14 protein-coding genes and 1 tRNA gene are annotated in these 15,005 nt (G+C 51.0%); 14 read left to right on the top strand and 1 reads right to left on the bottom strand.

All coding sequences use genetic code 11. The features are described from left to right. The first annotated feature begins 32 nt into the window (after positions 1-32). From SYK_RS16055 to SYK_RS16015, 9 genes are all read left to right on the top strand, one after another. Positions 33-107: transfer RNA gene (locus SYK_RS16055), tRNA-Gln, on the top strand. A 32-nt stretch (positions 108-139) separates the two neighbouring features. Next, positions 140-1,081, top strand: coding sequence for a ribose-phosphate diphosphokinase (locus SYK_RS16050; RefSeq protein WP_281761283.1), 942 nt, complete (start codon positions 140-142; stop codon positions 1,079-1,081). 77 nt (positions 1,082-1,158) lie between these two features. Then, positions 1,159-1,800 (top strand): 50S ribosomal protein L25, encoded by a 642-nt coding sequence (locus SYK_RS16045; protein ID WP_281761282.1) that lies wholly within the window; start codon positions 1,159-1,161, stop codon positions 1,798-1,800. A gap of 131 nt (positions 1,801-1,931) precedes the next feature. Next, entirely contained in the window at positions 1,932-2,540 is a 609-nt protein-coding gene (gene pth / locus SYK_RS16040; protein WP_281763283.1) for an aminoacyl-tRNA hydrolase, read from the top strand. Between the two features lie 90 nt (positions 2,541-2,630). Then, entirely contained in the window at positions 2,631-3,146 is a 516-nt protein-coding gene (locus SYK_RS16035; protein ID WP_281761281.1) for a CarD family transcriptional regulator, read from the top strand. 424 nt (positions 3,147-3,570) lie between these two features. Then, positions 3,571-4,818, top strand: coding sequence for a transcription termination factor Rho (gene rho, locus SYK_RS16030; RefSeq protein ID WP_281763282.1), 1,248 nt, complete (start codon positions 3,571-3,573; stop codon positions 4,816-4,818). A gap of 129 nt (positions 4,819-4,947) precedes the next feature. Further along, positions 4,948-6,390 carry a M48 family metallopeptidase gene (locus tag SYK_RS16025; protein ID WP_281761280.1) on the top strand — a complete coding sequence of 481 codons (1,443 nt, stop codon included), beginning with the start codon at positions 4,948-4,950 and terminating at the stop codon, positions 6,388-6,390. A 67-nt stretch (positions 6,391-6,457) separates the two neighbouring features. Next, complete coding sequence (locus SYK_RS16020) at positions 6,458-7,435, top strand: bifunctional riboflavin kinase/FAD synthetase (protein ID WP_281761279.1); 978 nt, start codon at positions 6,458-6,460, stop codon at positions 7,433-7,435. A 3-nt stretch (positions 7,436-7,438) separates the two neighbouring features. Beyond that, positions 7,439-9,301, top strand: coding sequence for a chloride channel protein (locus SYK_RS16015; RefSeq protein ID WP_281761278.1), 1,863 nt, complete (start codon positions 7,439-7,441; stop codon positions 9,299-9,301). On the opposite strand, the gene SYK_RS16010 is transcribed toward SYK_RS16015, so the two are convergent. Next, positions 9,298-10,479 carry an ATP-binding response regulator gene (locus SYK_RS16010; RefSeq protein ID WP_281761277.1) on the bottom strand — a complete coding sequence of 394 codons (1,182 nt, stop codon included), beginning with the start codon at positions 10,477-10,479 and terminating at the stop codon, positions 9,298-9,300. The two genes, SYK_RS16015 and SYK_RS16010, sit on opposite strands and share 4 nt — an antisense overlap. 89 nt (positions 10,480-10,568) lie before the next feature. On the opposite strand from SYK_RS16010, the gene SYK_RS16005 reads away from it, so the two are divergent. The 5 genes from SYK_RS16005 (at position 10,569) to SYK_RS15985 (ending at position 14,884) form a co-directional block, all read left to right on the top strand. After that, entirely contained in the window at positions 10,569-11,162 is a 594-nt protein-coding gene (locus SYK_RS16005; protein ID WP_281761276.1) for a macro domain-containing protein, read from the top strand. A 22-nt stretch (positions 11,163-11,184) separates the two neighbouring features. Next, complete coding sequence (gene hslV / locus SYK_RS16000; RefSeq protein WP_281761275.1) at positions 11,185-11,724, top strand: ATP-dependent protease subunit HslV; 540 nt, start codon at positions 11,185-11,187, stop codon at positions 11,722-11,724. Beyond that, on the top strand, positions 11,725-13,113 hold the full coding sequence (hslU, locus tag SYK_RS15995) for an ATP-dependent protease ATPase subunit HslU (protein WP_281761274.1): 1,389 nt from the start codon (positions 11,725-11,727) through the stop codon (positions 13,111-13,113). A gap of 201 nt (positions 13,114-13,314) precedes the next feature. Further along, the gene (locus SYK_RS15990; RefSeq protein WP_281761273.1) at positions 13,315-14,673 is read left to right on the top strand and encodes a sensor histidine kinase; all 1,359 of its coding nucleotides are present in this window, start codon (positions 13,315-13,317) and stop codon (positions 14,671-14,673) included. 13 nt (positions 14,674-14,686) lie between these two features. Beyond that, positions 14,687-14,884 (top strand): 2-hydroxymuconate tautomerase family protein, encoded by a 198-nt coding sequence (locus tag SYK_RS15985; RefSeq protein WP_281761272.1) that lies wholly within the window; start codon positions 14,687-14,689, stop codon positions 14,882-14,884. The last annotated feature ends 121 nt before the right edge of the window (positions 14,885-15,005 follow it).

The raw sequence follows: 15,005 nt of genomic DNA, 5'->3' as shown, positions 1-15,005 counted from the left end.
GAAGCAATCGACCGCTTATCGGCAAATTTCGTTGGGGCGTCGTCAAGTGGTAAGACACCAGGTTTTGGTCCTGGTATTCGGGGGTTCGAGTCCTCCCGCCCCAGCCACTTTTTTTTATAACCATGAGGTAATTGTCATCATGCACGGTGAACTGAAAATCATCAGTGGGTCCGCAAGTCCGAAACTGGCCGACGCTATCTGCGAACATCTGGGGACAAAAGCTTCCCCGGTTCTGCGTGAGCGTTTCTCCGACGGAGAAATCCGCATCGAAATCGGTGAGAACGTTCGCGGCGACGATGTCTTCGTAGTCCAACCCACCTGTTCCCCTGTCAACTTTCACCTTATGGAACTCTGTCTTATGCTGGACGCACTCAAGCGTGCCAGCGCATCTCGCGTCACAGCAGTGGTACCGTATTTCGGATACGCTCGTCAGGATCGCAAGGTCGTGCCCCGCGCACCGATTTCCGCCAAGATGGTTGCCGACCTGCTCTCCACGGCAGGCATGCAGCGTCTGGTAACCATTGATTTGCACGCTGGTCAGATTCAGGGCTTCTTCAACTGTCCGGTAGACAACCTGTTTGCCGCTCCTGCCCTGCTTGAACACCTGCGCGAACGCAATGATGAAGATTTCGTCATTATTTCTCCCGATGCCGGTGGCGTAGAACGTGCCCGTGCTTACGCCAAACGCCTCGGTGCATCTCTGGCTATCGTGGACAAACGCCGCGACGCCCCGAACCAGGCCAAGGCCATGCACATCATCGGTGATGTAAAAGACAAGGTCGCCGTGGTCATCGACGACATGATCGATACCGCAGGTACCATGTGTGCCGCTGCGAATGTCATCATGGAAAACGGTGCCAAGGACGTGTTGGCTTGTGCCACACACCCGGTTCTGTCCGGTCCGGCCATCAAGCGACTGGAAGACTCCGCATTTTCCGAGGTGGTTGTCACCGACACCATCCCGCTCAACGAAGAAGCTCAGACCTGCAGCAAGATCAAGCAGCGCTCTGTGGCTTCCCTGTTGGCAAAAGCCATTAATAATGTACACACGGAATCATCCGTGTCCGTACTCTTCGTATAAGGGAATCATCCCGTAAACCAATTGAAGCGCGAGCGTCCGTTCATAGTGAACGGCCAGGGCGTAACAGGAGAAACATCATGGCTGACCTGCTGAAACTTAACGTTCAGGAACGCACAGAAATGGGCAAGGGCCCGAACCGCCGCCTCCGTACCACTGGTATGGTCCCCGGCATCTACTATGATGCCAAGGGCGCAAACATCCCCGTCAAAGTAGCGATGGTCCCCTTGCAGAAAGCATATTCCGCTCTGGGTAGCGCACAGGTCTTTGACCTGGTTCTGGAAAAAGAAGGCAAGACTGAAACCATTCCTTCTCTGTTGTGGCGCGTCCGCAACGAGCCAGTTAAAGGTGTACCCGAGCACGTAGATTTCTTTGGTGTAGATTTGGACAGCGAAATCAAGGTTTCCGTCCACTTCGAGATCACTGGAGATTCCAAGGGCGTCAAGCTCGGTGGTGTTATGGAACTCTACCGTGACTCCATCGAAGTCATCTGTAAGCCTCTTGAAATTCCCAGCTCCATTGTTATCGATATCACCGAATTGGATATCATGGATTCCATCCACATCGAAAACGTGGAATTCCCCGAAGGCGTCACCCCGGTATTTGATGAGAACTACGCCGTTGTTGCAGTCCAGCCTGCACGTGAGGAAGAAGAAGAGATCGGTGGCGACGAAGACGAAGCCATCGTCACTGAAGTCGTCGGTGAGGACGAATCCGAATAATCTCACCCTTTACAATACACAGACTTCCCGGAGCGTGATTTCACGCTCCGGGATTATTTTTGCCTCCGCTCAAAGAGGCTGATAGACTCCAGTCTGTCACCGACCATATAAATTTCAGACACAACCGGATCATGGATTACAAAAGCGCAATCATCGGTTTGGGCAACCCCGGCTCACAGTACGAGAAAACCCGACACAACATCGGGTTCATGCTCGTAGACCATCTTTTGCGACTTGGAGCAGACCGCAAAGCTATGCGTCTGGAACAAATCGATGAATCTGGTGATTATGAATTGTGGCATGCAAAATTTGCCGGAGCATACCGGCTGCTTGCCAAACCAATGACTTTCATGAACCTCAGCGGCAAAGCCGTTTCCAAAATCTGCGGCCGACACGGCCTCTCCCCTGAAAAAATCCTCGTGGTTCACGATGAACTGGATCTTCCCGTTGGACGGATGAAGTTCAAAAAGGGTGGCGGCAACAACGGTCACAACGGATTGGAATCGGTTCAGGAAAGACTCGGTTCTTCCGATTTTTTCCGTCTTCGACTCGGTGTAGGGCGCCCGGAGGATCGATTCAAACCGATCAGTGACTGGGTTCTGGAACCATTCGAAAAAGAAAATGTCGAACATATTCCAGGGATAATCACCCATGCAGCCAAAGGATTAGACATATTCTATCGGCGCGGTATGGGATTTGCGACCCAGCATATAAACTCTTTTTCCCTGAAGGAAGAGTAAATACAGTAACCGTGGACTCCTCCACGGATTTTCGATATGATGTCCTTCTGTCGTGTGTAATAAAGCATTTTTCAAGGAGCTTAGGTCCCAGTGTTCAAGGTTAATGAATTGGTTGTGTACCCATCTCAGGGAGTCGGTCGCGTCGAGCGTATAGAATCTCAGGAGATCGGCGGCGTTAAAGCCGATTTTTACATAGTCCGCATCCTGAGCAACAACGTGACCCTCATGGTTCCCGTGGCTAATGCCGAAAATGTTGGACTCAGATCCGTATGCTGCAAGCGTCTGGGGCAAGAAATTTTCGAATCCCTCAATGACCGAACTGGTTTTACCGGATACACGGGGCAAAACTGGAACCGTCGCTACCGCGAATACTCTGAAAAATTAAAGAGTGGTGACCTTGCGGATGTTGCGTATGTCCTCAAAGAGCTGTTTCTGATTGGCCGTGACAAAGAACTCTCTTTTGGAGAACGTCGCCTGCTGGAACAAGCTATGGGACTGGTGTCTATGGAACTGGCCTACTCGTTGGGCCGGGATCAGGAAAATATTAAGGAAGATATCAACGAAATGTTCGCTGATGTCATCGCCGCACAGGAGAAAGACGACTAACGGGGCTTGTCAAGGCCAACCGTTTCATGTACGTCCTAATTCAGATGTCGCTTCGCGACGTAGCTATTTTCCCACTATCATTAAAAGTTCCTTTAAAGACTCCGAAAGCTGTTAGCGCAACTTCAACGTGAGGTATGCTTTATAGTATTACCATATGAACCGATTCACTCAGCGGTTCATATACAGCATTCGACCAATCCCCTTCTCTTTTTTTTCATACAATACAGTTTAGTATAGTTAATAGATTTTTTAATATTCATTCAACCTCAACACCAATTTTTCGATTATGGCCAACACAAAACCTGGCAATGATGGCAAAGGCAAGGCTCCCGCTCCCAAAAGAAGTCCCCGAGGCAGAAAAGCCGCGCCCAAATCCGACAAAAGAAACGACGGTAACGGCAACGGTAATGGAAACGGCGGTAGCCTGAACCTAACCGAGCTCAAGCTCAAATCCATGCAAGATCTAACCGAACTGTCCATGGAGTTCGGTGTCGAGAATCCAAGTACCATGCGCAAGCAGGAGTTAATCTTCTCCCTGTTGCAGGAGTGTGCTTCTCGCGATGGACAAATTTTTGGAGAAGGCGTCCTTGAAATTCTGCCTGATGGTTTCGGATTTCTACGTTCTCCCATGTACAGCTACATGGCTGGACCGGACGACATTTACGTCTCCCCCTCTCAAATCCGCAGGTTTGGTCTCCGCAAAGGTGACGTAGTTTCCGGCCAAATTCGGCCTCCCAAGGAAGGAGAACGGTACTTCGCCCTGCTTCGCGTTTCCGAAATCGGATTCGAAGACCCAAAACACTCCAAAAACCTCGTTCTCTTTGACAACCTGACTCCCCTCTATCCCGAAGAACAGTTCAAGCTTGAAAACGGGGATAAAAATTATTCTGCACGGATTATCGACCTGTTGGCTCCTATCGGCAAAGGGCAACGCGGCGTCATAGTGGCCCCGCCCCGCACCGGTAAGACCATCATGCTCCAGACCATTGCCAACTCCATCAACGCTAACCACCCCGAAGTGGACCTCATTGTCCTGCTCATTGACGAGCGGCCCGAGGAAGTGACGGACATGCAACGCACGGTCAAAGCCGAAGTCGTCAGCTCCACTTTTGACGAACCGCCGCAGCGCCACGTTCAGGTAGCGGACATGGTAATTGAAAAAGCCAAACGTCTGGTCGAGCGCAAACGCGACGTGGTCATCCTTTTGGATTCCATCACCCGCCTTGGCCGCGCGTACAACGCCGTGACCCCCTCAAGCGGTCGTGTCCTTTCTGGTGGTATTGACGCCAATGCCCTGCAACGTCCCAAGCGTTTCTTCGGTGCAGCCCGCAATATTGAAGAAGGTGGTTCCCTGACCATCATATCCACCGCACTCATCGACACCGGTTCCCGTATGGACGAAGTCATCTTTGAAGAATTCAAGGGTACCGGCAACATGGAGCTGTACCTCGATCGTCATCTCTCCGACAAACGCGTGTACCCAGCCATCGATATCAACCGTTCCGGCACCCGCAAAGAAGAATTGCTGCTGGAAGACGATGTGCTTAACCGCGTCTGGATTCTCAGAAAGCTTCTCTCCCCCATGAACTCCATCGATTCCATGGAATTCCTGCGCGGCAAGATGAAAAACACCAAGAACAACCGCGACTTTCTGGATTCAATGGCCAGATAAAACGCAGGCACTGACATTACAAAGGCGCGACCATCAGTGGCCGCGCCTTTTTTATTCGCTCCCGTTGCACATGGTTGCGTTGGCCCTTCAAATGATTACAATGTGTCAGACGCAACCAATGGAAGGAATATGATACGAAGCCTGATCGCTACATTGCCCGCTTTTTTTGCGGCTTTGCTTTTGACTTTCACTCCTCTGAGCGAAGCCCACGCCAACTCGTTGTTGGGCGACAAATTAACCCTACGCGATGAGAACAAAATGGGGCGTGAATTCGATCAGGTCATCCGCAGCCAGATGGGCATGGTTGGCGACACATATATCACGGATTTCGTCACCGATGTCGTTAAACGTATTGAAGACGGAAAGCGACCTATGCCCTTCAAAATCAAAAGCGCAGTTATCGCCAACCCTCTTATGAACGCCTTCGCTATCCCCGGTGGTTTCATCTATATTTTCACAGGGTTGATTCAGGAAGTTACATCCGAATGCCAACTGGCTGGCGTTATCTCACACGAACTTGCACACGTTTCCCAACGCCATGTAGTCCAGCGCATCGAAAAACAGAAAAAAATCGGACTGCTCTCCACGGTAGGAGTTCTGACCGGACTGCTGCTCGGCATTGCCTCCGGTAGTGGTGACGGAGCAGCCGTAGGGACAGCTCTTGCCCTCGGTAGCTCCGGCGCTGCCACCCAGGCCATGCTCAATTATTCGCGTGATGATGAAAATGAAGCTGACCACGTAGGACTCAATGCGTTGGTCAAAGCAGGATACAATCCTCAAGGCATGCCTCAGATGTTCGAAATCATGCGAAAAAACAAATGGTTCGACTCTGGTTCTCAAATGCCAGCCTACCTTTCCACTCACCCCGGAACCGCGGATCGTATCACCTATCTTAATGACCGCATTGCCCGAATGCCCAAGGAATTCTCTCAACGTACCGACGACAACACACGGTTGCACAGGGTGCAGGTTCTGGTACGCGCCAAAATGTCACCGGCCAACACGGCCTTGGCCTATTGGGATGACAAAAAGGCCAACGGCCTCACTCCTATGGAACATGCCGGACGCGGAATAGCTCTTACTCGTCTCAAAAAAATGGACGAAGCCGAAAAGGCGTATGAAATAGCGCTTGAACAGGACGGTAACGATCCGCTCATATCTCGGGAAGCAGGCATTTTCTATTTCAAAACAGGCCGCGCCGAAAAAGCATTCACCCTGCTGCAAAAAGCGACCATCCAAAACTCAAGGGATGCCATTGGATTATTCTATCTCGCACGACTCCAAAGCGAGGCCAAACAATATCGGCAAGCTATTGCAAATATGCAAAAAGTCGAAAAATTGGTTCCCGAGGACTGGGAAGTTCATCATCATCTCGGAATGATTCTGGGTGAATCCGGGGACACCTTCGGCGGAAATCTGCACCTTGCCTACGCAGGGGTTTATTCCATGAATTTACGCAAAGCCACCTTGCATGCACAAAAAGCCAAGGCACTCGCCAAGACCGACGCGCAGCAGGAAGAAATAAAAAAACTGGATGCACTCATCAAGGAACGGGCCAAGCTCAAGAAGTAGCAAAGCCTTGTGAACCGGGCCTTTTTGGCGTAGGTTGCTTTTTTTTCAAACAGGGACATTGAATATTATGATCGTCGCAAGGACCATAGAGGAACTTCAGGACGTCGTCGGCGAGTCATGCGTGACTATCGGAAATTTCGACGGCGTTCATAAAGGCCACCAAAAACTCATCGAGTTGGCATGTTTACGTGCTAAGTCTCAAGGCCTCGTCAGTGTGGTCGTTACATTTGACCCCCATCCACTACGGGTTCTGCGGGATGACAAAACTCCCCCCTTTATCACGCTGACAGAACAAAAGCTTGATCTCATCTCCCAGCATGGCCCACAAGTCTGCCTGCTCCTGGAATTTTCCATGGAAATGGCCAAGCTCTCTCCCGAGGAATTCGTCAAAAAATACCTTGTGAACGGACTGGGCATGAAGGAAATGATTATCGGGTATGACTACCATCTAGGCAAAGCCAGAGCTGGTAATTTTGAAATCCTGACGAAACTCGGCGAAAAACACGGATTTTCCGTGGATCGCCTCGACCCTGTCTCCATCGACAATGCCGTGGTCAGTTCAACCCGCATTCGCGATCTGGTCCAAGCCGGAACTGTCTGGCCTGCACGACCATTGCTTGGCCGTTTCTATCAGATCAAAGGCGAAGTTGTGCATGGCATGAACAGAGGCGGCAAGCTGCTCGGCTTCCCCACTGCGAATCTCAAACTGGTCGATGAACTTTTTCCCAAACCCGGTGTCTACGCCATCTGGGTGGAAGTGGACAACGTCGTCCACATGGGCGTCGCGAATATCGGAAAAAATCCGACTTTCGGTAATGATGCCCTGTCTGTAGAAGCACATATCCTTGATTTTTCCGGCGATATTTATGGTGCAGATATCCGCGTACATTTTGTACAGCGCATCCGTGACGAAAAGAAATTCAATGGGATAGACGAACTCAAAGACCGCATAGCCAAAGACATAGACCTGGGTCGCCAGCTCCTGTCCCAACCTGAAGCGGCCATCAAACTGACCCGACCCGACTTGGGCCTTACCAACGGATAACCCATGTCTCTGCAAGTAATAACCAGAATAATCAATTACTGGACCGATTTCGTCAAATCCTACCGTATGGTCACCTCATTCAGGTGGTTGACCATCGGCGTTTTGGTCGGCGTCATGTCCGGCTTGGTGGCTGTGGGCTTTTTCTGGCTCGTAGAACTCGGCAAATTCATCATTCAAAATAATCTGGCAGGTATCGCTGCTGTGGAACCTGCCGGTGAAGGCATCTTCCACGGTCATACCGGTGAATTTCGCCCCTGGGTTATTCCTGTTTTTACCACCGGAACCGCCCTTCTCACCGGCTGGTTAGTGCAACGATTCATCCCGGAAACCATGGACGGCGGAACAGATGGCACGGATGCCACCATCAACGCTTTTCATAATCATGGCGGGATCATCAAGGCACGTGTAGCCATCATCAAAGGGCTGTGCTCCGTCCTGACCATTGCTTCAGGTGGTTCTGCAGGCCGAGAAGGCCCCATCACGCAAATGGGCGCAGGCGTAGGCGCATGGCTTGCCAAAATTTTCAATCTTTCAGCCAAAGAACGTCGGCTGCTCCTGCTTTCAGGTGCGGCAGGTGGTCTGGGTGCTATTTTCCGCGCTCCTCTTGGCGGCGCACTCACAGCAGTGGAAGTCATTTACCGCGAAGACTTTGAGGCCGAAGCCATCCTGCCTTCGGTCATGAGTTCCGTTGTCTCCTATTCGATTTTCACATTTTTCTACGGCACAGAACCAATTTTCGGCATCCCGCGTTTTTCTTTTCATGACCCGCGAGAACTCATTTTTTATGCCCTGCTCGCTTTTGTCTGCGCCGCAGTTGGCTGGATGTATATCAAAACATTCCACGTCATCAAATATCATATATTTTTTCCACTTCGAGAAAAAATTGGCATTATCTGGTCCATGGGAATCGGCGGTCTCGCCATGGGCCTGCTTGGCATAGCCTATCCTTACACAGCGACTGACGGACTGGTCACAGGTGGCATCCTGTCCGGTGGATATGGTTGGTTGGAGCTTGCCATTCTCGGTCAAATTCCAGCGCTCGGCATGTGCTACATCATCATCGGTAAGACCGTTGCCACATCCATCACCATCGGCTCCGGCATGTCAGGCGGCATGTTCGCACCAGCCTTGTTCGTAGGCGGCATGTCAGGCGGCCTTGTGGGCAAGGTCGGTCATCACTATTTCCCCGACATCGTCACCCAACCCGGAGCCTACATCCTCGTGGGTATGGCCGCATTCTTCGCAGGAGTGGCCAACGCACCTATCGGACCGCTCATCATGGTCACGGAGTTAACTCAAGGTTACGGCCTGCTTGCTCCGCTTATGCTTGCGTCAGCTTTATGCATTGTACTTGGTCGCAATTACTCGCTCTATGAGCATCAGGTGGAAAATAAATTCGACTCACCAGCCCATGCCGAAGACGCTACCATCAATGTATTGGAACAAATGCATGTCTCGGATTTCTATGATCCTGGTGACGTGATCGTTCTGGAAGAAGGCACCACGCTCAAGGCGATGACGGACATTATCGCCAACTCGGACCAACTGTATTTTCCGGTACGCCGAGCAGATGGCGGAGAATATTGTGGCATGATCTCCATCCATAACGTCCGCAACTGGATGTTTGAAGAGGAACTGCATGATCTGGTGGTTGTCCGAGATCTCATGTCGCGCCCTGTCTACGTCCGACCGGATTACGATCTCTATCAGGCCCTGCTTCGATTTGTGAACACCGACTACGGGCAGATTCCAGTGGTAGCCAAGACCAACACCAGCGAAATTATCGGATTGATCAACCGCGATGACGTATTCCAAGCCTATGCAGAAGCCATTGCAGAGATAAAAAACGAAGCAGAAAGCGACTAGTCCAACTCAAATCCTAACAAAAAACTCACGGTCACTGACACGCCCTTATCCGGCGGCGACTCTACAAAGAGCTCACCGCCCAATTCGTCGTGCAGAATACGATTCGCACGTGTCAACCCAAGGCCCACACCAGATGCCTTTGTCGTAAAAAAAGGATCGGTGGCAAACGCCAAATTTTCATCGGGGATACCCGGACCATTGTCGGTAATACGGACTCCATACCACCTGTCTGCCGCATAAAACCGTTCCGAGGCTGTCACCTCATGGGGAAAGACATCCGGACCGCCCAGAATTGACAGAACAATCGTGTTGCGCTCACAAAATTCAATCGCATTCTGCATAATTTCAACCAAAGCCAGCACAGCCAACTCCGCATCCACCACAACATCACTGTCTGCCAGCTCTGCCGTGCAGTCCAATTCCTTCCCAAGATCAGTCGCAATTTCACGGGCTCGCTTTATGGCATCTTCCACGAGAGTTCGTACCGGGAAGGCCTCAGGCTTTCCTGCCGTCAGGGAAACATAATCACTGATAACACCAACTAGATGTTCCAACCGCAAACTATTCTCTCGAACCGCGACAGCATATTCTGACAAAGGACTATTCGTTGGAACCTTCTTGAGCAGTAGTCCGGACATGCCGCCAAGGGCCATGACCGGATTACGTATCTGATGAGCCATGGCATTGGCAAAATTATTCAGTCCCGCTACCCGCTCCACCTGCGAACGAACCACTTCGGCGGTTCGTTCCTTGACTCGCTGTTCAAGAACATCATTCTGGCGCATCAGGACTCGTCTTGCATGAATCAATTGCAAATGCGCCCGGACACGCGCCATGACGACAGGCGGACTTATTGGCTTGGTAATATAATCAACAGCCCCAAGATCAAGCCCCTTGGCTTCCTTGTCCGGGTCATCCAGTGCCGTAACAAAAATCACGGGAATATCGCGTGTTGTTCGACCATCTTTCAACTGACGACAAACCTCATACCCATCCATGCCGGGCATCATCACATCCAACAGGACAAGATCCGGGGGAGCTTCCCCTCGTGCGCGCTCCAAAGCGGATTCTCCGTTTGTAGCCGCCATCAGGTCATACGTCGATTGCAAAGCCTCAACCATTATGTCGATATTCTCTGGTTGATCGTCAACAATCAGTATTTTTTCACGGTGAGACATAATGTTATCTGTACCATGCCTTTTGATAGGCCGAAAGTGATTCGATGTGACAAAATCCAACAGATCGAAATCATCACCAGACAATCCGCATGGATGGCCTTGCCTTTGCCGCTTGCGGTCTTATCTTTCGAACTATCATGCAGACCTGGAACATTTCCACCGGGCGACTTGTTATTCGTCAAGGTGACATAACCACTCTTGCCTTCGATGCCATCGTCAATGCCGCCAATACCCGGTTGGCCGGAGGCGGTGGTGTGGACGGGGCCATCCATCAAACCGCAGGGATTGTTGAACTTCAAACAGCCTGTCAGAACATCATCAAAAAAAACGGCACACTGCCAACAGGCATGGCGGTCATCACCCCCGGTTTCGGCCTGCCATCACACTCTATCATTCACACCGTCGGACCTATTTGGCGCGACGGCAAAAACGACGAACCTGCGAAGCTCGGCAGTGCATATGCACACAGTCTGAAGCTCGCCCAAGCACATGCTATTGGAACCATCGCATTCCCTGCCATCTCCTGCGGCGCATACGGCTATCCAGTCGAAGACGCTGCACGTATTGCATTATCAACCCTGAAACAAGGACTGGAAGCAAACATGGTCAGAGAAATAAGCATGGTCCTGCACGACGACGCGGCCTATGATACATGGATCGCCATCGCCGAAGAAGTGCTGTAACGCCTCACACAAGGAGCAAAAAGTGGAACTCAGAGGAACAACCATCATTGCGGTCAAAGACGACAACGGTACTGCTGTTGCCGGTGACGGTCAGGTCACCCTGGGACAGGCCATTGCCATGAAACATACCGCCCGCAAGGTGCGGCGCATCTTCAAGGACAAAGTCACCATCGGATTCGCAGGAGCTACCGCCGATGCCTTCACCCTGTCCGAACGATTCGAGACCAAGCTGGAGACTTACTCCGGCAACCTGCTCAGGGCAGCTGTGGAGCTGGCCAAAGATTGGCGTACTGATAAGTATTTACGTAAACTCGAAGCCATGTTGTTAGCCGCTGACGGCGAACACATTCTGATCATCTCCGGTACCGGAGACGTCATCGAGCCTGACGACGGAGTTGCTGCCATCGGCTCCGGCGGGTCCTATGCCCTGGCAGCAGCCCGGGCCCTGCAACAAAACACCGACCTGCCAGCTGAGGTCATCGCCCGCAAGGCCATGGAAATCGCAGCTGATATTTGCGTGTACACGAACAACCACATCACTCTGGAATCACAGGATAAGTAAATGAGTAATCTGACACCGAGAGAAATTGTCTCTGAACTCGACAGATATATTATCGGCCAAAACGACGCCAAGCGGATGGTGGCTATCGCCATGCGTAACAGGTGGCGCAGGCAACAGATCGAACCGGAACTTCGGGACGAAATTGCCCCCAAGAACATCATTCTCATGGGACCCACCGGCGTCGGCAAGACAGAAATTGCCCGCCGTCTGGCGCGGTTGACCAACTGCCCGTTCTTCAAGGTCGAAGCCACCAAATTCACCGAGGTCGGCTACGTAGGACGCGATGTGGAATCCATGATCCGTGACCTTATGGAAATCGGCGTGGCCATGGTCCGCAAAGAAGAAACCGAAAAGGTACGCATCAAAGCAGAAAAGAACGCTGAAGAACGTCTCCTTGATCTGCTCTTGCCCGGCCAGGGCCCTAAGCAGCAAGAGCCTATGGGCTTTTTCGCGGGGAATCAGGACAATGCAATAGAGCCGGTTGAGCCGCCCAAAAAAGACGACGGCACCCGTGACAAATTCCGCCAGATGTTTCGTCAGGGGCAACTCGACGAGCGCGAAGTGGAAATGGAAGTGACAGTCCAGTCCGGCGCACAGGTGGAGATCATGGCCATCCCCGGCATGGAAGACATGGGCAACAATCTGCAAAATGCCTTCTCCAACATGTTCCCCGGCAAGCGTAAGACACGCAAGATGAAGATCAAGGACGCATATCAGACACTTATCGACGAAGAGGCCGATAAACTCATCGACCCGGATGCAGTCAATGAACTTGCCCGAGAGCGCGTCGAACAATCCGGCATCCTGTTCGTGGATGAAATGGACAAGATAGCATCCCGCCACGACCAGACCGGCGGCGGGTCAGCCGATGTCTCCCGAGAAGGCGTACAGCGTGACCTGCTCCCTATCGTGGAAGGCAGTGTGGTCAATACCAAGTATGGCATGATCAAGACCGATCACATCCTGTTCATCGCAGCAGGCGCATTCCATTTTGCCAAACCATCAGATCTCATCCCTGAATTGCAAGGCCGCTTCCCTCTGCGCGAAGAATTATCCTCCCTGCACAAGGAAGAATTCTACCGCATTCTGACCGAGCCCAAAAACGCACTGACCGTGCAATACAAGGCCCTCCTTGCGACTGAAGGCGTAACAGTAGACTACACACAGGAAGCGCTGGAAGAGATCTCGGCCATGGCCGAAAAAATCAATGAGGAGACCGAAAATATCGGAGCTCGCAGACTCTACACCATCATGGAAAAAATTCTGGCGAACCTCTCCTTCGAAGCCCCGGACAAATCAGGACAAGAAGTTATTATCGACCGAGACTATGTCACAGATCAACTCGACCACGTCGTGGAAGATCGCGACCTCTCCCGCTATATTCTGTAGAAAGATCAGACGCACCAAAACAACCGTCTTTGTTGCCTTTTTAACGGCGACAAAGACGGTTTTTTGTTACCTCAATCTCCTTGTTAATAGGTGACAATCATTTCATCACGTAGCGTGAGATTCTAAACAGCTTGCCTCGGACCGACCATATGCTATGATTATATTCAATGAATCCTCTTCAACCATCAGGGAAAACGGACTATGAATAAGAACCAGTTTTCGACCAACACGCGATACAGTCGCCCTTTGATCGGCCTTCTGGTGTTGGCATTCATTACGGCCGTCGGGTTGCCACTCATCAACGTAAAAATCATTTATCCCGCCTATTCAAAAATTTTCATTTCATCCATTATGGAGGAAACCGGACGACTGGCAAAATATGTCATTCCCCCGGCTGCCAAACACTCCAAACTGACTCATACAGTCCTTGAAAACACAGGGTTCACTGCAGCCATCTTTAGAATGGAAAACGAACTCGGCCTTTTAAAAATCAAAGTCTATTCGGCTACGGGTCTCGTTCTATACTCCACTGATTTCAATGAAATCGGCACACGCAGTAAGGAAACAACATTCTTTGAAAGGACCTTGAAAGGACTGCCAAGCGGTGAACTTAAACGCGAAGAAGGAATCGACGCTCATGGCGCCACAAAGGAAATAGATATCCTTGAGACCTGCGTCCCGATCATGCGTGGAGACTCCTTTCTCGGCGCATTTGAGTTGGTCTCTGATGTTTCGGCTCACATGCAAAAACTCAACCGCGTCAACGCACTGGCTACATACGGAACAATTCTGGCGTGTTGCAGCCTGTTTGTTGTCGGCAGTATTCTATTCAGATTGGAATCCAGCCGTATCCGCGAACGAAAACATGCTGAGACCCTCAAGGCAGACGTGGAACAAATCACCCGGCATGACATCAAATCACCGCTCATTGGCGCACTCAACGGCATAGAGTACCTGCGCAACTACACCACGCTCGACGAAGACCAGAAAATCATGTTGAACGACATGCGGACATCCGTCAGCACAGGCTTGGACCTCATAAACCGCAGTCTTGATATCTACAAGATGGAAACCGGCATGTACCGATATGAACCGCAAGATGTCGATATTTTGGCAATTGCGCATCGAGTGATTGTGGATCTTTCGGGGCTGGCGGGCATGAAGGGCGTTACCATAGTGGCCACTCGATCTGAGAAATCGCTCGCACTAGATGAATCAATGATCATTCCTGCTGATGAAAGTCTATGCTATTCACTACTCGCAAATTTGATGAAAAATGGTATTGAAGCCTCTGCTTTAGGCCAGCATATAAGCATGGATATTAGGGATTCTCCCACCGTCACCATCGCCATTCACAATCCCACGATTGTGCCAGTCGCTGTCCAAGACACTTTTTTTGACAAATATGCCACGGCGGATAAAGTCACCGGTACAGGCCTAGGAACATACTCTGCCAAGCTCATGACAGAAGCCATGGGGGGCGTTATTTCGCTGGAAACATCCGAAGAGGCAGGCACCACCATCACCGTAATTTTGCCGAGTAATACTGCCTCTGAGTAAAAAGGAAAGCCCAATGCCATACGTCAACATTCGCATTACCAAAGAAGACGCAACCGCCGAGCAAAAGAAACAACTAATCAAAGGTGTAACCAATCTGCTGGCTGATGTGCTGGGGAAGAATCCGAAGACCACCGTTGTCATTATCGACGAAGTGGATACGGACAATTGGGGAATTGAGGGGGAAGCTGTTACTGATATTAGGAAGAAATGAGTCGCTTTGAGCAGCGAGCCTGAAGAAATCGGGATTTAACTCCCGACGGGAAACTAGAAGTTCGGTGTAGGTGATATTTTTTTTCTTTTAAGCTCTTCGACAACCACAAAAGGACCTTTGT

Source organism: Pseudodesulfovibrio nedwellii (assembly GCF_027923765.1).
Classification (GTDB): domain Bacteria; phylum Desulfobacterota; class Desulfovibrionia; order Desulfovibrionales; family Desulfovibrionaceae; genus Pseudodesulfovibrio; species Pseudodesulfovibrio nedwellii.
The sequence above is the reverse complement of the archived record's forward strand: the minus strand, read 5'-3'. Positions and strand labels throughout refer to the sequence as shown.